This window comes from Arcicella sp. GW458-12-2-14-TSB2, from assembly GCF_059423785.1.
The window spans coordinates 1-15,722 of record NZ_JBWKYN010000138.1 but is presented as its reverse complement, the minus strand read 5'-3'; the positions used below and the strand labels follow the sequence as shown (position 1 = coordinate 15,722).

Sequence of the window (15,722 nt, the reverse complement as noted above, 5' to 3'; positions counted from 1 at the left end):
TTACAACATAAAATTATTTACAAATTTTACTCTTTTTTTTATAAAAATGTTATTGTAGCTTATTTCTCTAAGACATTAATAACCCATCTAGAAACTTAATATCCTGATATTAAGTAAAAAACAACATGAAAAAAAATATCCTATCATTAGTCCTCAGCCTAGGCGTTCTTACATCATCATGCATATCCGATATTGTTATTGACGATCAAGCAGGCAAAAACATTAATAATTTAGTAGTTCCTACTGGTTTTAACTGGTCAACCACAAAGGACATAACCTTTTCAGTGTCAATTACCGACAATCGTTTCAACAATGCTCTTCATGTTGTGGCAGTTTATTTAGCTGACCCATCCAAAGGGGCTGTAGCACTTTCAAAAGGAACAGCGTCGATGGCTGCTTCCTTTAAAACTAAGATTGCTATCCCAGCAGGTGTTAAAGAGGTTTACTTTGTTAAAACTGCTCCAGATGGCACCAAGTTTACTCAGAAAGTAGCCTTAACCACTAGCACTAGCTTGGCTGTAAAGCTCGGGATGGCTTCATCCGAAAGAATTAGTACTCCATCAGAACAATACGCAACAACCGCTGAAACAAGTCCAGATTGTAATTCTGGATGTGATATTACAATCAGTAGCGCTCCTCAATCACCTTTTGTTCTTAATAAAGAAACAGGGACAAAAACAATATGTGTAACAGGGAGTAACTATACTTTGAATTTTATTAATTCAGAACAATATGATGAGCTAAAAGGTGGTACATTACGAATTTGTGGTACTGGTATTACTATTAGGAATTTGAACTTATATAATTCTCAAAATTACACTATAATAATTACCAAGGGTAGTTCTGTAACTTTTGAAAACAATCTTCACTTGAATTGGACTGAAACGTTAAAAAACTTTGGAACATTAACCGCTGGTTCGATTACAGTAGATGGGCATTTAAAGAATTATGGAACGATAAATACTTGGGGTTTTGAATCTGATTATGATTCAGGGGCATATTCAAGCGTTATAAATGAAGGAACTCTAACTATTAATGGTAGAGCTAGTTTAGGTGGCGATAAGATTGTAAATGATGGAGACATTACTATTAAAGGAAATGTAGATACATCTCCTTATCGGAAAATATCTATAACTAATAATGGTACAATGACCATTTTAGGAGATTATTACTTCATTGGAGATGTACAATTCTACAATAATGGAGTTATAACAGTTTCGAAACAACTTTCCTTTTTAGGACATAAAATAGAGTTTTTTAACAACAACTATATGACTGTTAATAGCATATATATGCATTATTCAACTAATACATTTACCAACAAATGTCATTTAGTTATCAATGAATCATTTACTTTTGATGGTACCATATTTAACGATAGTTATATATCAGTTGGTAAGTCTGTCGCACTTAACTTTGGCGCGACTATATATATGCGTAGTGGTGCTCTATTTGTAACAAATGCTTTGACTGAATTTTACGGTGCTATTGTTGGAGGACCAAGTTTATTCAAAGTAAAGACTACCACTCCAGAAGCAATACTCAATGCGAAACCTTCATATAAACCATATAAAATTTCTGAAGGTCTTCAGTTCTCTGAACCAAGCGGTTTGCTTGACCCTAGTTTAATGGCTTGGGGGGCTAGTAAAACAACAGGCGAGGGTATCTATATCCCTAAAACATCTTGCAATGATGGAAATGGTAGTACACCAGTAGTGAAAGGAGATTCGGATAATGATGGTGTACCTGATATTGCCGAGGATTACCCGAACGACCCTTCCAAGGCATTCAACAACTATACGGTACCTTCAACAGTAGCCTTTGAAGACCAATGGCCGTCTGTAGGTGACTATGATTTAAATGACGTTGTGCTTTCTTTTTCTTACAAAGTTGTTACAAATGCTGCTAATCAAGTTGTTCAAGTAGGTGCCGATTATACCCTTAAAGCCTCTGGTGGTTCGTTTAATAATGGAGCAGGTATTCAATTTAATATTCCAAGTGGAAATGCAAAAAACTTCATCGGTGAATTAGGTGTGGGTGCTGGTCTAGAAGCTGGTCAGGATAGCGTTGTCGTAGTTTTATTTACAAATGCCCGAAACGAACAATCTGCATGGAATACTATTCAGAATCAAGCATTGGCAGATACTAAATTATATCATTTCAGTTTTGACTTAACAAATGGCCCTCCTCTTGAAACATTTGGTCTTGGTGCTTACAATCCATTTATTTATAATAATTCATCAGGATTAGGTAGAGGTTACGAAACGCACTTATTTGGCAAAAAACCGACTAAATTGGCAAAAAATGATTTGTTTGGAACAAAGGATGATTTTTCAACGAAAGGCCCATATTATTCAACTATCCAAAAGTTACCTTGGGGTATTGTAGTATCAACTCCTGATTTCAAATACCCTAAAGAAGGTGCAAAGATTACTAATACTTACTTAAAATTTGCCGATTGGGCTTCTTCTGGTGGCACATCAAGTACAGATTGGTATTCTAATACAGCTGGTGGATATAGATATATTCCGAATATGTTTATTCCTTAATAAGCTAGTTATTTTAGAGACCTTACACTTAAAGAGGCTGTCCAAATACTATTTGGCAGCCTTTTGGTCTTATCCTCGTTCCCCAAAGTTTCTGCTTTCGTGGTACAAATAAATGACAATCTCTGATTGTTCAAGCCCTCGCTTGTAGTGTTTTACTTTTTCAACAAATCTCTTATTGCTTGTATTACCCTTAACCACTGATAATCTCTTTCTATTTCAGTATTCGGCTTTATTATTTTCGTTGAATCTACATAATTTTCTTGTAAACCAATAGCGTTTCCTTTATCAAAAGCATTATAATCTCCTAGTTTTTCTGTGGTTCTATTACCATTCTCATCAATCCATGTGATGGTGAAGTTTTGCCAATCGCAAGGCTTGATGATGATTAAAATCAATCGCTTATTATTTCTAAATGCTTCGGGAAGTTCTATGTTCTCAATATAACCTACATTCAGAAATTTCACGCTGACCAAGCACACAAAAAAATCACATTCTTGTATTTTCTGACGAAGTTTTGAATCCCATTTCTCGCCTAATTCTAATTCTCTATCATCAAAAGTATCTATTAAATTCTCTCGTTGAAGCGAAATTAAATGAGATTTGAATTCATTTTTATAAGGTTCGTCGAATTTAGAATACGAAATAAATATCTTTTTCATAGGGTATTTTTTAGGATCAACAAATAGTGGAAAATCTCCTTTTCGGTAAAAACATTTTGCATGGACATCAAATATTAAATCACTGATATTGCCTTTGCTATCTGTATTGTTTTCACCTAACAGCATGGCATCTATATAATGATTATTTGGGGCTTTTAGTAGTTTTTTGTGCTTAATGGCATCTTTTTTTAAGGTATCATCAATAAACTTAACTACGGTCTTTATGCTATCATAGCGTTCATTCAAATCTTTATTATCTAACACCGAAAGTGATAAAGTAGGTTGTTGTTGGTCTATGATGTCAAAGGCTATTAATAAAAAATTTGCAGGATTTTTATCTTTAATATCATCTTGTTTTGCTTCTTTGATAGGTTGTTCTTCTTTGGTAAGGTATATTTCATTAGCGGTTGTTACCTCCTGACTATCCCCTTGTGTTGCTTTATCCTCTGCTTTTTTGACTAGGTATAATATTACTTTATTTTTCCATATTAAGTATCGATATTGTCCATCTACCTTTTCTTTGGCTACCTTCTCAAAGAACTCAGCAATAATATTAGTCAATAATTGAGTATGGTAAAAACCTGTAAATTCGTATTTGACAAATGGTTTTTTAAAAAGATTAAGCAATAATTTATCCGCAGGATATTGGGGTTCGGGTAAATATTGAGGTACTAAAAATTCATTACTGCCTTCTATCTGAAAAATCATTTTTTGATACAATAGATAGGCAACGATAAAATCAAGATGTTCTATAGCTGGATTAAACTTTGCTTTTTTTAACCGTATTTCGGCATCTTTAATATCAAAATAACCTTTCCCTAATAGGTTTTCTAAATTAAGTATGCCATAAATCCATTTAGCAAATAAACCTAGGTTGACGATTACTTTTTCTTGTAAAATAGTAGGTAGTTCTTTGTCACCTTTTTTTTCACAAAGGAAAATAGCATAGCTATCATGCAAAAGCTTTAACTCATCCTCGGTAAGCCTTTTATTCCTTTGGTTACTAAAGTCAGTTTTTTTCCATATAGCATTTGTTTTTTCTTCAAGGAGTCTGTCTCCCCATGCTAAAATATCATTTCTGAGTTGGTCATGCCGAAAGTCTTTTAAAAGCCATTGGTCTATTTCAGCTTTAATTTTCCCTTTTTGACGTTTGTTTAAAGGAGAACCATCTACTTTCCTTAATTGAAAATGCCAAAAATCTGTGGCAACAAAATTGTATGATAAGTCTTTTTGGTTCAACCACTGAGGCTGTTGGTTTTCTAGTAGGTTTTCTAATAAGCCCAGTTTAATCTGAGATTGCTGATATGTGTCGTTTAGCGTAGGCGTACTATGTAGTGCTAGTGACGATAAATTCAAATTAGCAGCTATACTATTCAACCAATAATCCATCGGAAAAATATCATCAGCTCTATTGGCACCATTGGCAGGGATACTGGTATATTTATCTTCTTGACCATTGCCATAAATCAATAAATAATGAGCGTTGGTGCTATAAAAAGACAAATGAGCATTATGGTAAAAATCTTGCCCTCCAAAATCATACACTTGAACGATTCTATCATTTTTAAGGGTATATCTAAAAACATTTACACCATGTGTACTATTGCCATTGGCTAGGTTTTCGTTTTTTAAAATATCGCATAAGCTTGTTTTACCCGCTTGGGTATTTCCTAAAAGAATAAGTTTTTTGCGATAAATACTTACTTGATTTCCAATAAAAAATGCTTTCAGAACGCTTATTTCGTTTCTTTCTAAGGTATTTATAAAACTTTCGGGTAAGGGGTTATCTCTCCAAAAGATATACTCAATATTTAATTGGCTGGCTTTATCAGCCACGAAACTTAGAAATTCAGAGCTATCAATATTGTTTTTAGTAAAATTAAAATACCATAATTTAAGGAGACTAGACGGTAGGTTTAGTTCTTTAAGGATACAAAATGATGTATCCAGTTTTGCTAAAGAGGGGAATTCACCCGCTAAATATAGTTTCTCTAATGCTGGGCAATGATGTGTATATAGTTCTTCAAGCGATGATAAATTTTTGAGCGTAACTGTTTTTAAAGTTTCGTTTTGAGTTAGGTTGATAAACTTTAGTTGAGGGAAGTTTTCACTATCAATCGTTATTTCTTCTAAGATAGAACCTGAAATATACAAAACCTCTAAGTATTGACCAATTTCTTTATCTTCCAACAGCTCTTGAACATCCAAATTTGGGTTTTTCCCGCTGATATGTAAGCCCAATCGCTCATTTTCAAAAAAATACCTTAAATCTTGTTGATTATCAAGGGTGATTTTGATGTGGTCTATATTGTTTGATATTTTGGTAAAGCCTTTTATTTGTAGAGATTTTTCAAATGCTTGCATATCATTAACAAATTAAATTTGGTGTTTTATTAATACGGTCGCTACTCCTTCATTCATTACACTCACTGCTCAACAAAAAGATAAATTTCTTGGTTTAAACTTGAAAGAAAACTAACCGAAACCCGCAATCGACAAAACGAAGCTCTGGGTTGTTGTCGCTGCGATAAGCCACTCGGCAACGCTCCGCTCGAGAGTCCCAAAAGCCGCCATGCAAAACCCGATTAGTACCTGATTTTTCAAAAGCTTCTCCATTGGGTGGTATCGATGTGTAATCTGAAACAAACCAATCTTTACACCACTCTAATACATTACCAGACATATCATAAATCCCTAAAGCATTAGGTTGTTTTAACCCTACTGGCATCGTTTGCCTATTATCATTGTCTTCAAACCATGCTACATCATGAATATTATTGCTACCTGCATATACAAATTTGGGATTATTCCAAGCCTTACCTCCTCTGGCAGCATATTCCCATTGAGCTTCCGAGGGTAAAGCAAATTTACCTTCAATTGAAGCTTGTGAATCTGCGAATTGGGTATTTAATTGATTCAAAAAACTAACATTATCTTTACTATCAACACAAATATCATTCCAAGAAACACATTCCACAGGTCTGTATTTACCCTTAAAACGTGAAGGATTTATTCCAGTAATACGTTCATAAAGTTGTTGAGTAACGGGGTATTTACCTATAAAAAAGCCTTTATCAAAAGTAATAGTGACTTCTTTTTCATCTTCAATGCCAGAACTATTATCTCCAATAGTAAACGTCTCTTTTTCCACATACACCATTTCGGTATTTTCTAAACCAAAGAGCTTGGTGTCGCCATTTTCATTGAATTCTAGTAGTTCTCCTTCTTTGTAGTCTGTTTTCATCTTAATGGGTGGTTTTCAATAGTTTAAATATAGGGAAATAATTTGAGAGAAATGAGGAGGTGGGGTTGTTTTTTTATTTGTTGGCGTATCACCCTCTAATCGTAGAAAATCTTCAAAGAACTATAAGTAGCGGTAACCCTTGCGGTTACCGGATGCTCTCCTACACAAGGGCAACCGCAAGGGATTGCCCCTACTATTGTGGTTAGGTTGTGTTTTACGTGCCACAAACCACGGCATTACAATCAATGCATCAAGAATAATTTTTGAATATCAGCTTTTTATCGTGTCAATTCAGTGCATTGTCGTAATTTTGTATGATTTTTTATACAAAGCTGTTGATTATTGATTTTTTGATAAGAAAAACGGGTCAAAACCTTCATAATCAACCTAAAAACAGATGACAAAGCGATTTTTTTAGTCGGTGTCTATATCCAGCAATAATACTTACAATAATGCTAAACGTATCAAATGTATCACTCCGTTTTGGTAAACGGGTACTTTTTGAAGAAGTAAATATCAAATTTGTAGAAGGCAACTGCTATGGTCTTATCGGGGCCAATGGTGCAGGAAAATCTACTTTTTTAAAGATTTTATCAGGTGAAATCGACTCGCAGACTGGCTCAGTAACGATGAACCCAGGCGAACGTATGTCGATGTTGAAACAGAACCACTTTGAATATGAAGAAGTGCCTGTTTTACAAGCCGTTATCATGGGTAACAAACGTCTGTACGATATCATGATCGAGAAAGATGCTATTTACCTAAAAGAAGATTTTACCGAGGAGGATGGAAACCGTGCGGCTGATTTAGAGGCTGAGTTTGCCGAAATGAACGGTTGGGAGGCTGAATCAGAAGCCGCTTCGTTGTTAAGTGGACTAGGCATTAAAGAAGATTTGCACTATACTTTGCTAAAAGATGTATCTGGTTCTGAGAAAGTAAAGGTACTCTTGGCGCAGGCGTTGTTTGGCTCGCCAGATATTTTGTTACTAGATGAACCTACCAACAACTTAGACATCGAGTCTATCCTATGGTTAGAGAACTTCTTGACAAACTTTAAAAATACAGTCATTGTCGTTTCTCACGACCGTCACTTCTTGGATAACGTTTGTACACACATTGCCGATTTAGATTTTGGTAAAATCCAACTATACGGTGGTACATATACGTTCTGGTACGAATCATCACAATTGGCGGCTCGTCAGCGTGCTGACCAAAACAAAAAGACTGATGAGAAGCGTAAAGAATTAGAAGAATTTATTCGTCGTTTCTCGGCCAACGTTGCCAAGTCGAAACAGGCTACGTCGCGTCAAAAAATGTTGGATAAATTACAGGTGGAAGACATCAAGCCATCGTCACGACGTTATCCATTTATCAACTTCAAACCAGAACGCGAAGCGGGCGACCAGTTGCTTTCGGTAGAAGGACTATCGGTAAAAAACCCAGAAGGTGGCTATTTATTCAAAGATGTATCGTTCACATTGACCAAGGGTGATAAATTGGCAGTACTCTCTCGCGATTCTTTGGCAGTAAGTGCTTTATTCGACGTACTAATGGGCGAACGTGTTGCCGACTCAGGAACGTACAAATGGGGTGTAACTACTACGCAGGCTTATTTGCCAAACGATAACGCTGAATACTTCAAAGATGGTTCGTTAAACTTGGTAGACTGGCTACGTCAGTATTCTGCTGAAAAGGATGAATCGTTTATTCGTGGATTCTTGGGTAGAATGTTGTTCTCAGGCGATGAAGCCTTGAAGAAATGTACTGTTATCTCAGGAGGTGAAAAACAGCGTTGTATGTTCTCAAGAATGATGCTTTCGGGTGCGAACGTTGCCATCTTTGATGAGCCGACTAACCACTTAGACTTAGAGTCTATCACGGCATTAAACAACGGTATGGTGGATTTTACAGGGACTATCCTTTTCACTTGTCATGACCACCAACTTACGCAAACAGTAGCCAACCGTATCTTAGAACTAGGACCAAAAGGCTATTTAGATAAACTAATGACCTTCGATGATTATATCACGGATGCAAAAGTAAAAGAGCAGAAGGAGAAGATATATTAAGCTGTGAGATTTGAGCTATCAGCTGTGAGCTATCGGACTTCGGCATTCGGCTTTCGGATGTCAGCTATCAGCTTTATAAGATTAGCGTAAATCTGCGTATTCAATCAGCGAGAATCAGCGGGTAAAAACTTTAGGGTACAAGCAATAGACATTATTGCTTATACCTTAAAGCAAAAAATCCGAAAGCTGAAGACTGACATCCAAAAGCCCACTATCAAAAGCCGACATCCGAAGACCGATAGCCGAAAGCTAACAAAAAAACTTTCAATTTTAATTTCCTAAAAATCAGAAACTTACAAAAAAGTTTAAATTTTTCGTCTTTTTTGTTTTGGATTAGAAAAATAACCTACTACCTTTGCAGTCCGAAACAACGGGAAAACATTACCACAAGATGGTTTCGTAGCTCAATTGGATAGAGCACCTGACTACGGATCAGGAGGTTTGGGGTTCGAATCCCTACGAGACCACAACTAAAAACTTCAAGCATCTGCTTGGAGTTTTTTTTATTTAAGGCATATCCTCCACGTTCCAAATTAAATACTGCGTCAAAACTATCCGAGATAATACAAGTCAGTATTAAGGTAAATCATTAAATTATTTCTTGCTTACTGCTTACACAAAGGTTATTGGTGAAAATACCAACAAGGACTCAATTACAAACGCATTGCTGACGCTATTAAATTGAACATAAGAACACAGTAGTATATTACGCTGTTTTGTTTTTTGTAAAGTTTTAGCGAAATTGCGACATCTTACTTTATATCAAAATCTACAAATGACCACACAGCTATACATCAGAAAGTTCAACTTAGGCAACATCACTGACCATGCTTTCCATAGAAATTTAGAACACCCTATTAAATCGCTACTAATGAGCCTCCTCGTCAACTATGTAGCTCTCCAACCTCTCTTCTCAGTTTGATAACGTACCACAAAAGCCATTAATTTAGTAGGCATAGTATAAAATCATTCATTAAACCATGAAAAATAAAATGACATTAGGGATTACACTGATTATCATTGGCGTATTGGCTATTATTGTAGGGATTATAATTATCAATCAAAAAGAAACTCCTTTGGCTGAAACACATAAAATAATCAATGAGCCAACACCCACCCAACAAGAAAAACCGCATAAAGACACCCAAAGTGATTTACAAAAAGGGCATGATTTTGAGGGGTATGTAATACAGAAATTTGCAAAAAAGTATTTTACGCTTGCTGATTGGAGGAGTGATAAATCTGTCAATGGCGTGTATCCTGAAAGTAATTCAAATCCAGATTTTACCATGCGTTTTCAATGGCACGATGTTAACACAACTTTTGCAGTGGAGTGTAAATACAGAAGCGACTACTATAAAAATGGTGTTGAATGGTGTACAGAACGCCAGTTAGAAAAGTATAGAAAATACGAAAGTAATAAAAACCAAAAGGTATTTATCATCATCGGTATCGGTGGAGTAGCATCTGATCCATCAGAACTTTTCATTATTCCATTAAATAAAATAGCAGGTACATTCTTGGGAAAAGACTTTTTGAATAAATACAAAAAAGAGCATTTCAAAGAGGCTAATATGTACTTTGATACTCATACGGAGGTACTTAGGTAGGTTTTGTCCTTGTGACACATACCGCTTAATAAAAAATCACTTGTTAATATTCTTATCTTATTGAAAAAACCATGACGATAGGCTATTTTTGATAAGTCTATAGTAAATAAATTACATCTATAAAGACATGTTCATCGAAATATGCCCATTCAATCACCGAAAACTTAACAATAAATAAATACACTACAAAAATGAAAAAACTACTAATTGCCTCGCTATCTCTTATTCTATTATTTGGTTGTAAGAAGGAAGAAGCTATACCAAGTAAAGATGAATTGACGGGTACTAGCTGGATAAGATTTGCTATTAAAAGTCCTGTTACTAACAAGGATATGTACTATTATTTAGATTTTAAAGACGACAATAAAATTGATAGTTATTTAAAGTATAATAAAATTGAATTAGAAAGCTCTACTTTTAAAACATTTTCATTTAAGAGAATTTCTTCAACAAAATTATTAGTCCAAACTACAAATCCACAACCAGATACAATTACAATTGATAAGAATACACTCACTTATGTAAACAGCCTTAAAGTGAAAGCTTATTATACTAAACAATAATGCTGGTTTTGCACTAAAATTGTACATTCTTTATTTTGTTATTGAACTTAGTATTCACGCTATTCGATTTGTTCTACGATGACAAATCGAATGAAAGATAAAAAATACTTTTCTCAAAACGTCCTCTTGTCTTTCAGAACAAATGGAAGATGATTTGTCAAAATAACTCATGGCATGACTTACAGAAATCCGTCTATTATCAAGATGATTCTGAGTCATGCCATGAGTTATTTTTATCTTTCCAACACTATCTCCAAAGTATCTTTACCCATTACTCCCGAAAGTATTCGACGGTTTTCTTCAATTGTTATATTGCCTGTAAATGGGGGAATATCCTTTCTAGGATAATGCCATTTGGCAATAATCTTACCTTCATTTAACTCATAAGTACCTATAAATCGAGTATTGGTGGTGTTGAAATCAAATACAATATCATTGACTACATCAAAATAAACCCTTGTTAAGGTACTGTCATACACTGATTTTGCTTTTTTATCAATACCATTAATTGCTAATTTTTGTACTTGATACTTCCCTGTAAGTTGAGCGTTTTTATCTCTTGGAAGACGTAATAAGACCAAGAACAGGGGTAAAAATAAAATAATTAATCGTAACGATGTTTTAATAATGGGGCTTGTTGAAAGCAAATGAGAAGTATTCCAGTTTGTGGAAAAAAAGAAATCTCTTAATTTTTCAACATCTTGAAAGAGCAGATAAAACAAGGCAAGGACGTGCATGATGGCATGACTAAGCACCCCAAAGTCTAAATGGTAAAAAATATCGATACTTAGAATCGTTAACATGATTGGTAAGAGCATAAAAACTCCCAAACTTCTGGTTTTTGAGAAAAGTAGCAATAATGAACCCGCCATTTGCAATAGACCAATGGTTACAATAAATGGATACGACCTTCCGAAAAATGCCCACATCAACGAAACATCATCAATTTCAGTAAAAGGCAAATCTAACATGCCTAATGGCACATTAAACTGAAAATGGAAAAATTTTTGCCAACAAAAACTAATCAAATCAAGGGCAATAGCACCACACAGTATTGCGATGTTGGTTTTGTAAATTTTCGTAAAATCCTTTTCTCTTTTTACCCACCACAATGAGTATGCAACATAACAAACCAACATTATAAGACTTGGAATAATTAGGAATAATAGGGGAATTGGCTTTAAAACGAAGGAGCATAACCTACTTACTACTTTTACGAAGACTAAGCCTGTAAAGATAATTAGACCAATTTTTTTAAAATAATTCATTTCTTTTTCAGATTTTAAGTTTCAAATTTTTTAATTTTCAAAACACAAATCTATCCGTGAAGCCACAGCAAAAAGTTCAGAATTATCCAATTGAACTAAAAAGCTAGGTTATATCCTGATTTTTCTTGAATTCCAACGGAGAGCAGCCAACAACTTTTTTGAAACAAGTAAAAAATGCGGACTTTGAGCTAAAGCCAGCTTCGTAGCCAATTCCTTCAATGCTTAAAAAGGTGTGTTTGCTAGACATTAAAAGTCTTTTGGCTTCATTTATTCTGTAATGATTAATAAAACTATTAAAACTTATGGAAAGACTAGCATTAAGCAAAAAGGATAAATCGTGGGTAGATATGGATAGTTTTTCAGCCAATTGATACAAGTTAATATCACTCTGCAAGTATGGTTTTTCGCTTTCCATGATGGACTCCAATTTCAATTTCAATAAAACGGCCTCTTGTGCATTTAGCCGTGGGATTGTATTCTTTTTTGAATGATTGTTTTCAATTATTTCTTGAATCTCTGTTTTTATTGTATCGGGGAATGGATAGATTTCTTTTTGTTGTAAAATGTAATAGGCAATTGCACCACAAGCAACACTGTAAAAGACAGGTAAATAATCAAACCCTAGTAAGGATTTGAATTTCAACATTCCGATAAGGATGATTGCCAAAATAACAAACAATAGCCTCAATAGCCAATCAAGATTTATCGAGGCATCTTCAGAGGAAAATAACCTAATATCCTTTCGGTGTCTTCTTAATAAGACAAATGACATCGTCCAATATACAATTATTTGCAACCTTAATGTAAGTAATACGGCTGTACCAAGGTATCTGCTTAATTGGGGTGAAGATATGATGGGATATTTATGCTGTATCAAAAAACTAAAAGCGAAAAAAGTAAATATCGCAAACGGGATAAAATGCAGTAAATCGTACTTAGAAAAGTGATACTTAGGGTGTGTAAAATATACTATGCTAAAATATAAACATGGTGCGATTAAAAAACGGCTACATTCACTTAACGCCACAAAATTCGGGTATTTTTCATACAAATCTCGCTCTATTAATGCTAAACCCACACAAATCAAAAAGCTACTAAACCACGTTTTAGCATTTTTAATATTATGTTGTAGGTTTATATAAACAACAAACGCTAGAAAAATAAAGCAACCAGCAGCAAAAGAATAATTCATGTTTTATTTCTTCAAAACTTAAAATCTATCACAATATATGTAGAAAAGCTAATTTAATGCTCTAGCTATTCGATTTGTTGCGGAAGGGTAAATGGAAGAGCATTAGAATCCCCTTTGGTGGATGAGGGCTGGGGAAGACACCAGCCTTGGGTAAAAATTCCTGATAATCAATATATTTATCCCTAGCGAGGGACTTAAGTCCCTCGCTAGGGATAAGAGATTCACACGCTATTCGATTTGTTCCGCATGGGCAAATTGAATGAATGATAAAAACGTTCTCTGAACGTTTAATGGATTAAAATCATTTTTATCAAAGCTTGTACTTGTCTTTCAGCACAAATGGTGGAGCGTTAGGCGATAGCAATTCCATTTACTGGATGAGGGTTGGTGAAGACACCAGTCTTGGGTAAGGAAGTACATCGGCATAATTTGGTTTTGGAATTGGTTATTCAAGGTCACTTGATTTTAAAAATAATCGTTTCCCTTTACCTATGCTTTCAAACATTATATTTAACTTTTGATATCGAAGCAGGTGTTGCTGCTGAAATTAGCCGAACAACATTCCTAAAATGAAATCATATGAAAAATAAAGATTTAATATTCCCAATATTAGGATTTATAGGAATACTTGTTTTCAAATTTATAATTGAACCTTTGTGGATAAAGGCTACTATTGAGGAGTTTGTAAATAAATCTTATTTGTATATTCTTACTGCAAAGCCTAACGAAAACGAAGGAGATAAGGGTCTATACACATATCAATGTATAGATTTAGACTCAACCTCACACTGGTATACTAAAAAATTTAGTCCAGCAATAAGTAGTAGAGAGTTATATAATGCAGTGGCAGTAGGAGATACTATTGAAAAGAATAAAGGAGAACCATTTATTTTACTTAAAAGACAGAATTTAGTATTAAAAGTGCCTGTTAACTATGATTATGATAAAGTAGTAGATACTGTTTTAGTGCGATAAATATTTTGCGCTTGATTTTTATGACAAAAGCAAAATTCACGCTATTCGATTTGTTCCGCAAGGGCAAGTCGAATGAAAGATAAAACGTTTAACGTTTTCATCAAAACTTCCAATTGTCTTTAAGAACAAATGGAAGAGCGTTAGTCAAAAAACTAATGAGATAACTTAAAGAAAAGTATTGTTTAAGTCTGCTAACATATAATTCATCGAAAATGAAATTTCGATGAATTTACATTACTTGATAAGTAGGTTTTAGGACAGCATTTTTTTATATTTATTTGAAATATCTAATATTAATAATAACATATATCAATATGCGAACACCATTAATGTCTCAAAAAGATTTCTTTGAAAAGTATAAAATTAAAGATGAAGATTTTTCTGCAACAGGTCTTCAATGGAATGACTTATGTAATATCTATAATGACTATGAAAAGCTGAAACCAAAATTAGAAGCTACTGCAACTTATATTTTGAATATACTACTTAAAATTAAAAACATACATTCAATAAGGTATAGGATAAAAGATTCTGAACATGTAATAGAAAAAATAATAAGAAAAAAGATTAGAGACCAAAATAGAATTATTGATCTTCAAAACTATAATAAAGAATTAACCGATTTAATAGGTTTTAGAGCGATTCACATATTTAAAGAACAATACTTGTCAATACATGAGGCAATAGAAGACCATTGGGTAATAAAGGAAACACCTGTTATTTACCATAGAAAGGGAGACGAACTTGAACATTATAAAGCAAATATAAAAGATGCAGTTGTATTCGAAGTTCACGATAAAGGTTATCGTTCTATCCATTATATAATTGAAACTCAACCTTCAAAAGAAAAATATTTTGTAGAAATTCAAGTAAGGACAATTTATGAAGAAGCTTGGAGCGAAATTGACCATATTTATGGTTATCCTCATAATCAGGATAATTTAGTAATCAAAAAATCTTTATTTTTATTAAATCGACTTTCCGGCATGTCGGATGAAATGGGTACATTTATTAAAGACTTGAACAATCATATTAAAGAGATAGAAGAAAACCATACAAAAGAAATAAAAAAGCAAAATAAAATAATAGAAAACCTGAAACTAAAGCTTTCTCAAATAAAGAAGGACAATCCAAATTTAGATATTAACACATTAATTGATAGTGTAGAAGAATTATCAAAACGAAAGTCATTACCACCGAAATTAAAAGAAGGTTTTTTAAAATATTATGGAGGAGCAGAAAGTGAATGGATTGCCTTATTTTAAACTTGAGGTATAATTTATGATTATTATGCAACTTATTCAATTTGTTCTGTAAGGGCAAATCGAATGAAAGATAAAAACGTTCTCTGAACGTTTAATGAATTAAAATCCTTTTTATCAAAGCTTGTACTTGTCTTTCAGAAGAAATGGAAGAGTGTTAGGCAACAGTAATTTCCTTTGTTGGATGAGGTCTGGTGAAGACAACAGCCTTGGGAAAGGAACGCTTAAAATAAAACAAATTCGTAGCGAGGGACTTATTAGCTTTCATAAAATAAACGTTCTTTGATTTTTTGAGTAAATTTCATTACAAATATTTCCAAGAAAGTTATCG

At 33.8% G+C, this 15,722-nt stretch carries 10 protein-coding genes and 1 tRNA gene; 7 read left to right on the top strand and 4 right to left on the bottom strand.

Translation table 11 applies throughout. From position 1 onward, the window contains the following. The first annotated feature begins 125 nt into the window (after positions 1-125). Entirely contained in the window at positions 126-2,549 is a 2,424-nt protein-coding gene (locus tag AC07XN_RS17685; protein ID WP_494744021.1) for an LruC domain-containing protein, read from the top strand. Positions 2,550-2,701: 152 nt separating this feature from the next. On the opposite strand, the gene AC07XN_RS17680 is transcribed toward AC07XN_RS17685, so the two are convergent. Continuing rightward, complete coding sequence (locus AC07XN_RS17680; protein ID WP_494744020.1) at positions 2,702-5,572, bottom strand: TIR domain-containing protein; 2,871 nt, start codon at positions 5,570-5,572, stop codon at positions 2,702-2,704. A 94-nt stretch (positions 5,573-5,666) separates the two neighbouring features. Further along, positions 5,667-6,452, bottom strand: a complete 786-nt coding sequence (locus AC07XN_RS17675) for a formylglycine-generating enzyme family protein (RefSeq protein ID WP_494744019.1) — start codon at positions 6,450-6,452, stop codon at positions 5,667-5,669. Between the two features lie 452 nt (positions 6,453-6,904). Here AC07XN_RS17675 and AC07XN_RS17670 point away from each other — a divergent pair, with 452 nt between their 5' ends. The 4 genes from AC07XN_RS17670 (at position 6,905) to AC07XN_RS17655 (ending at position 10,694) form a co-directional block, all read left to right on the top strand. Next, a complete protein-coding gene (locus AC07XN_RS17670; protein ID WP_494744018.1) occupies positions 6,905-8,521 on the top strand; it encodes an ABC-F family ATP-binding cassette domain-containing protein in 1,617 nt (538 codons plus the stop codon). A 393-nt stretch (positions 8,522-8,914) separates the two neighbouring features. After that, positions 8,915-8,988 (top strand) — tRNA-Arg (locus AC07XN_RS17665). 513 nt (positions 8,989-9,501) lie between these two features. After that, positions 9,502-10,131, top strand: a complete 630-nt coding sequence (locus AC07XN_RS17660; protein ID WP_494744017.1) for a hypothetical protein — start codon at positions 9,502-9,504, stop codon at positions 10,129-10,131. A 191-nt stretch (positions 10,132-10,322) separates the two neighbouring features. Further along, positions 10,323-10,694: a hypothetical protein gene (locus AC07XN_RS17655; RefSeq protein WP_494744016.1), complete on the top strand. Its 372-nt coding sequence runs from the start codon at positions 10,323-10,325 to the stop codon at positions 10,692-10,694. Positions 10,695-10,927: 233 nt separating this feature from the next. On the opposite strand, the gene AC07XN_RS17650 is transcribed toward AC07XN_RS17655, so the two are convergent. Both AC07XN_RS17650 and AC07XN_RS17645 read right to left on the bottom strand, forming a co-directional pair. After that, a complete protein-coding gene (locus AC07XN_RS17650; protein WP_494744015.1) occupies positions 10,928-11,962 on the bottom strand; it encodes a hypothetical protein in 1,035 nt (344 codons plus the stop codon). Positions 11,963-12,065: 103 nt separating this feature from the next. Next, a complete protein-coding gene (locus tag AC07XN_RS17645) occupies positions 12,066-13,154 on the bottom strand; it encodes a helix-turn-helix domain-containing protein (protein WP_494744014.1) in 1,089 nt (362 codons plus the stop codon). Positions 13,155-13,733: 579 nt separating this feature from the next. Between AC07XN_RS17645 and AC07XN_RS17640 the strand changes: the two genes are divergently transcribed. Both AC07XN_RS17640 and AC07XN_RS17635 read left to right on the top strand, forming a co-directional pair. After that, a complete protein-coding gene (locus tag AC07XN_RS17640; protein ID WP_494744013.1) occupies positions 13,734-14,129 on the top strand; it encodes a hypothetical protein in 396 nt (131 codons plus the stop codon). A 314-nt stretch (positions 14,130-14,443) separates the two neighbouring features. Beyond that, a complete protein-coding gene (locus AC07XN_RS17635) occupies positions 14,444-15,394 on the top strand; it encodes a RelA/SpoT domain-containing protein (protein ID WP_494744012.1) in 951 nt (316 codons plus the stop codon). The last annotated feature ends 328 nt before the right edge of the window (positions 15,395-15,722 follow it).

Excerpts from the sequence above, each read along its gene's own strand:
- AC07XN_RS17635 (WP_494744012.1), top strand. The coding sequence starts at position 14,444 with ATGCGAACACCATTAATGTCTCAAAAAGATTTCTTTGAAAAGTATAAA.
- AC07XN_RS17680 (WP_494744020.1), bottom strand. The coding sequence starts at position 5,572 with ATGCAAGCATTTGAAAAATCTCTACAAATAAAAGGCTTTACCAAAATA.
- AC07XN_RS17650 (WP_494744015.1), bottom strand. The coding sequence starts at position 11,962 with ATGAATTATTTTAAAAAAATTGGTCTAATTATCTTTACAGGCTTAGTC.
- AC07XN_RS17640 (WP_494744013.1), top strand. The coding sequence starts at position 13,734 with ATGAAAAATAAAGATTTAATATTCCCAATATTAGGATTTATAGGAATA.
- AC07XN_RS17660 (WP_494744017.1), top strand. The coding sequence starts at position 9,502 with ATGAAAAATAAAATGACATTAGGGATTACACTGATTATCATTGGCGTA.
- AC07XN_RS17675 (WP_494744019.1), bottom strand. The coding sequence starts at position 6,452 with ATGAAAACAGACTACAAAGAAGGAGAACTACTAGAATTCAATGAAAAT.
- AC07XN_RS17685 (WP_494744021.1), top strand. The coding sequence starts at position 126 with ATGAAAAAAAATATCCTATCATTAGTCCTCAGCCTAGGCGTTCTTACA.
- AC07XN_RS17670 (WP_494744018.1), top strand. The coding sequence starts at position 6,905 with ATGCTAAACGTATCAAATGTATCACTCCGTTTTGGTAAACGGGTACTT.
- AC07XN_RS17645 (WP_494744014.1), bottom strand. The coding sequence starts at position 13,154 with ATGAATTATTCTTTTGCTGCTGGTTGCTTTATTTTTCTAGCGTTTGTT.
- AC07XN_RS17655 (WP_494744016.1), top strand. The coding sequence starts at position 10,323 with ATGAAAAAACTACTAATTGCCTCGCTATCTCTTATTCTATTATTTGGT.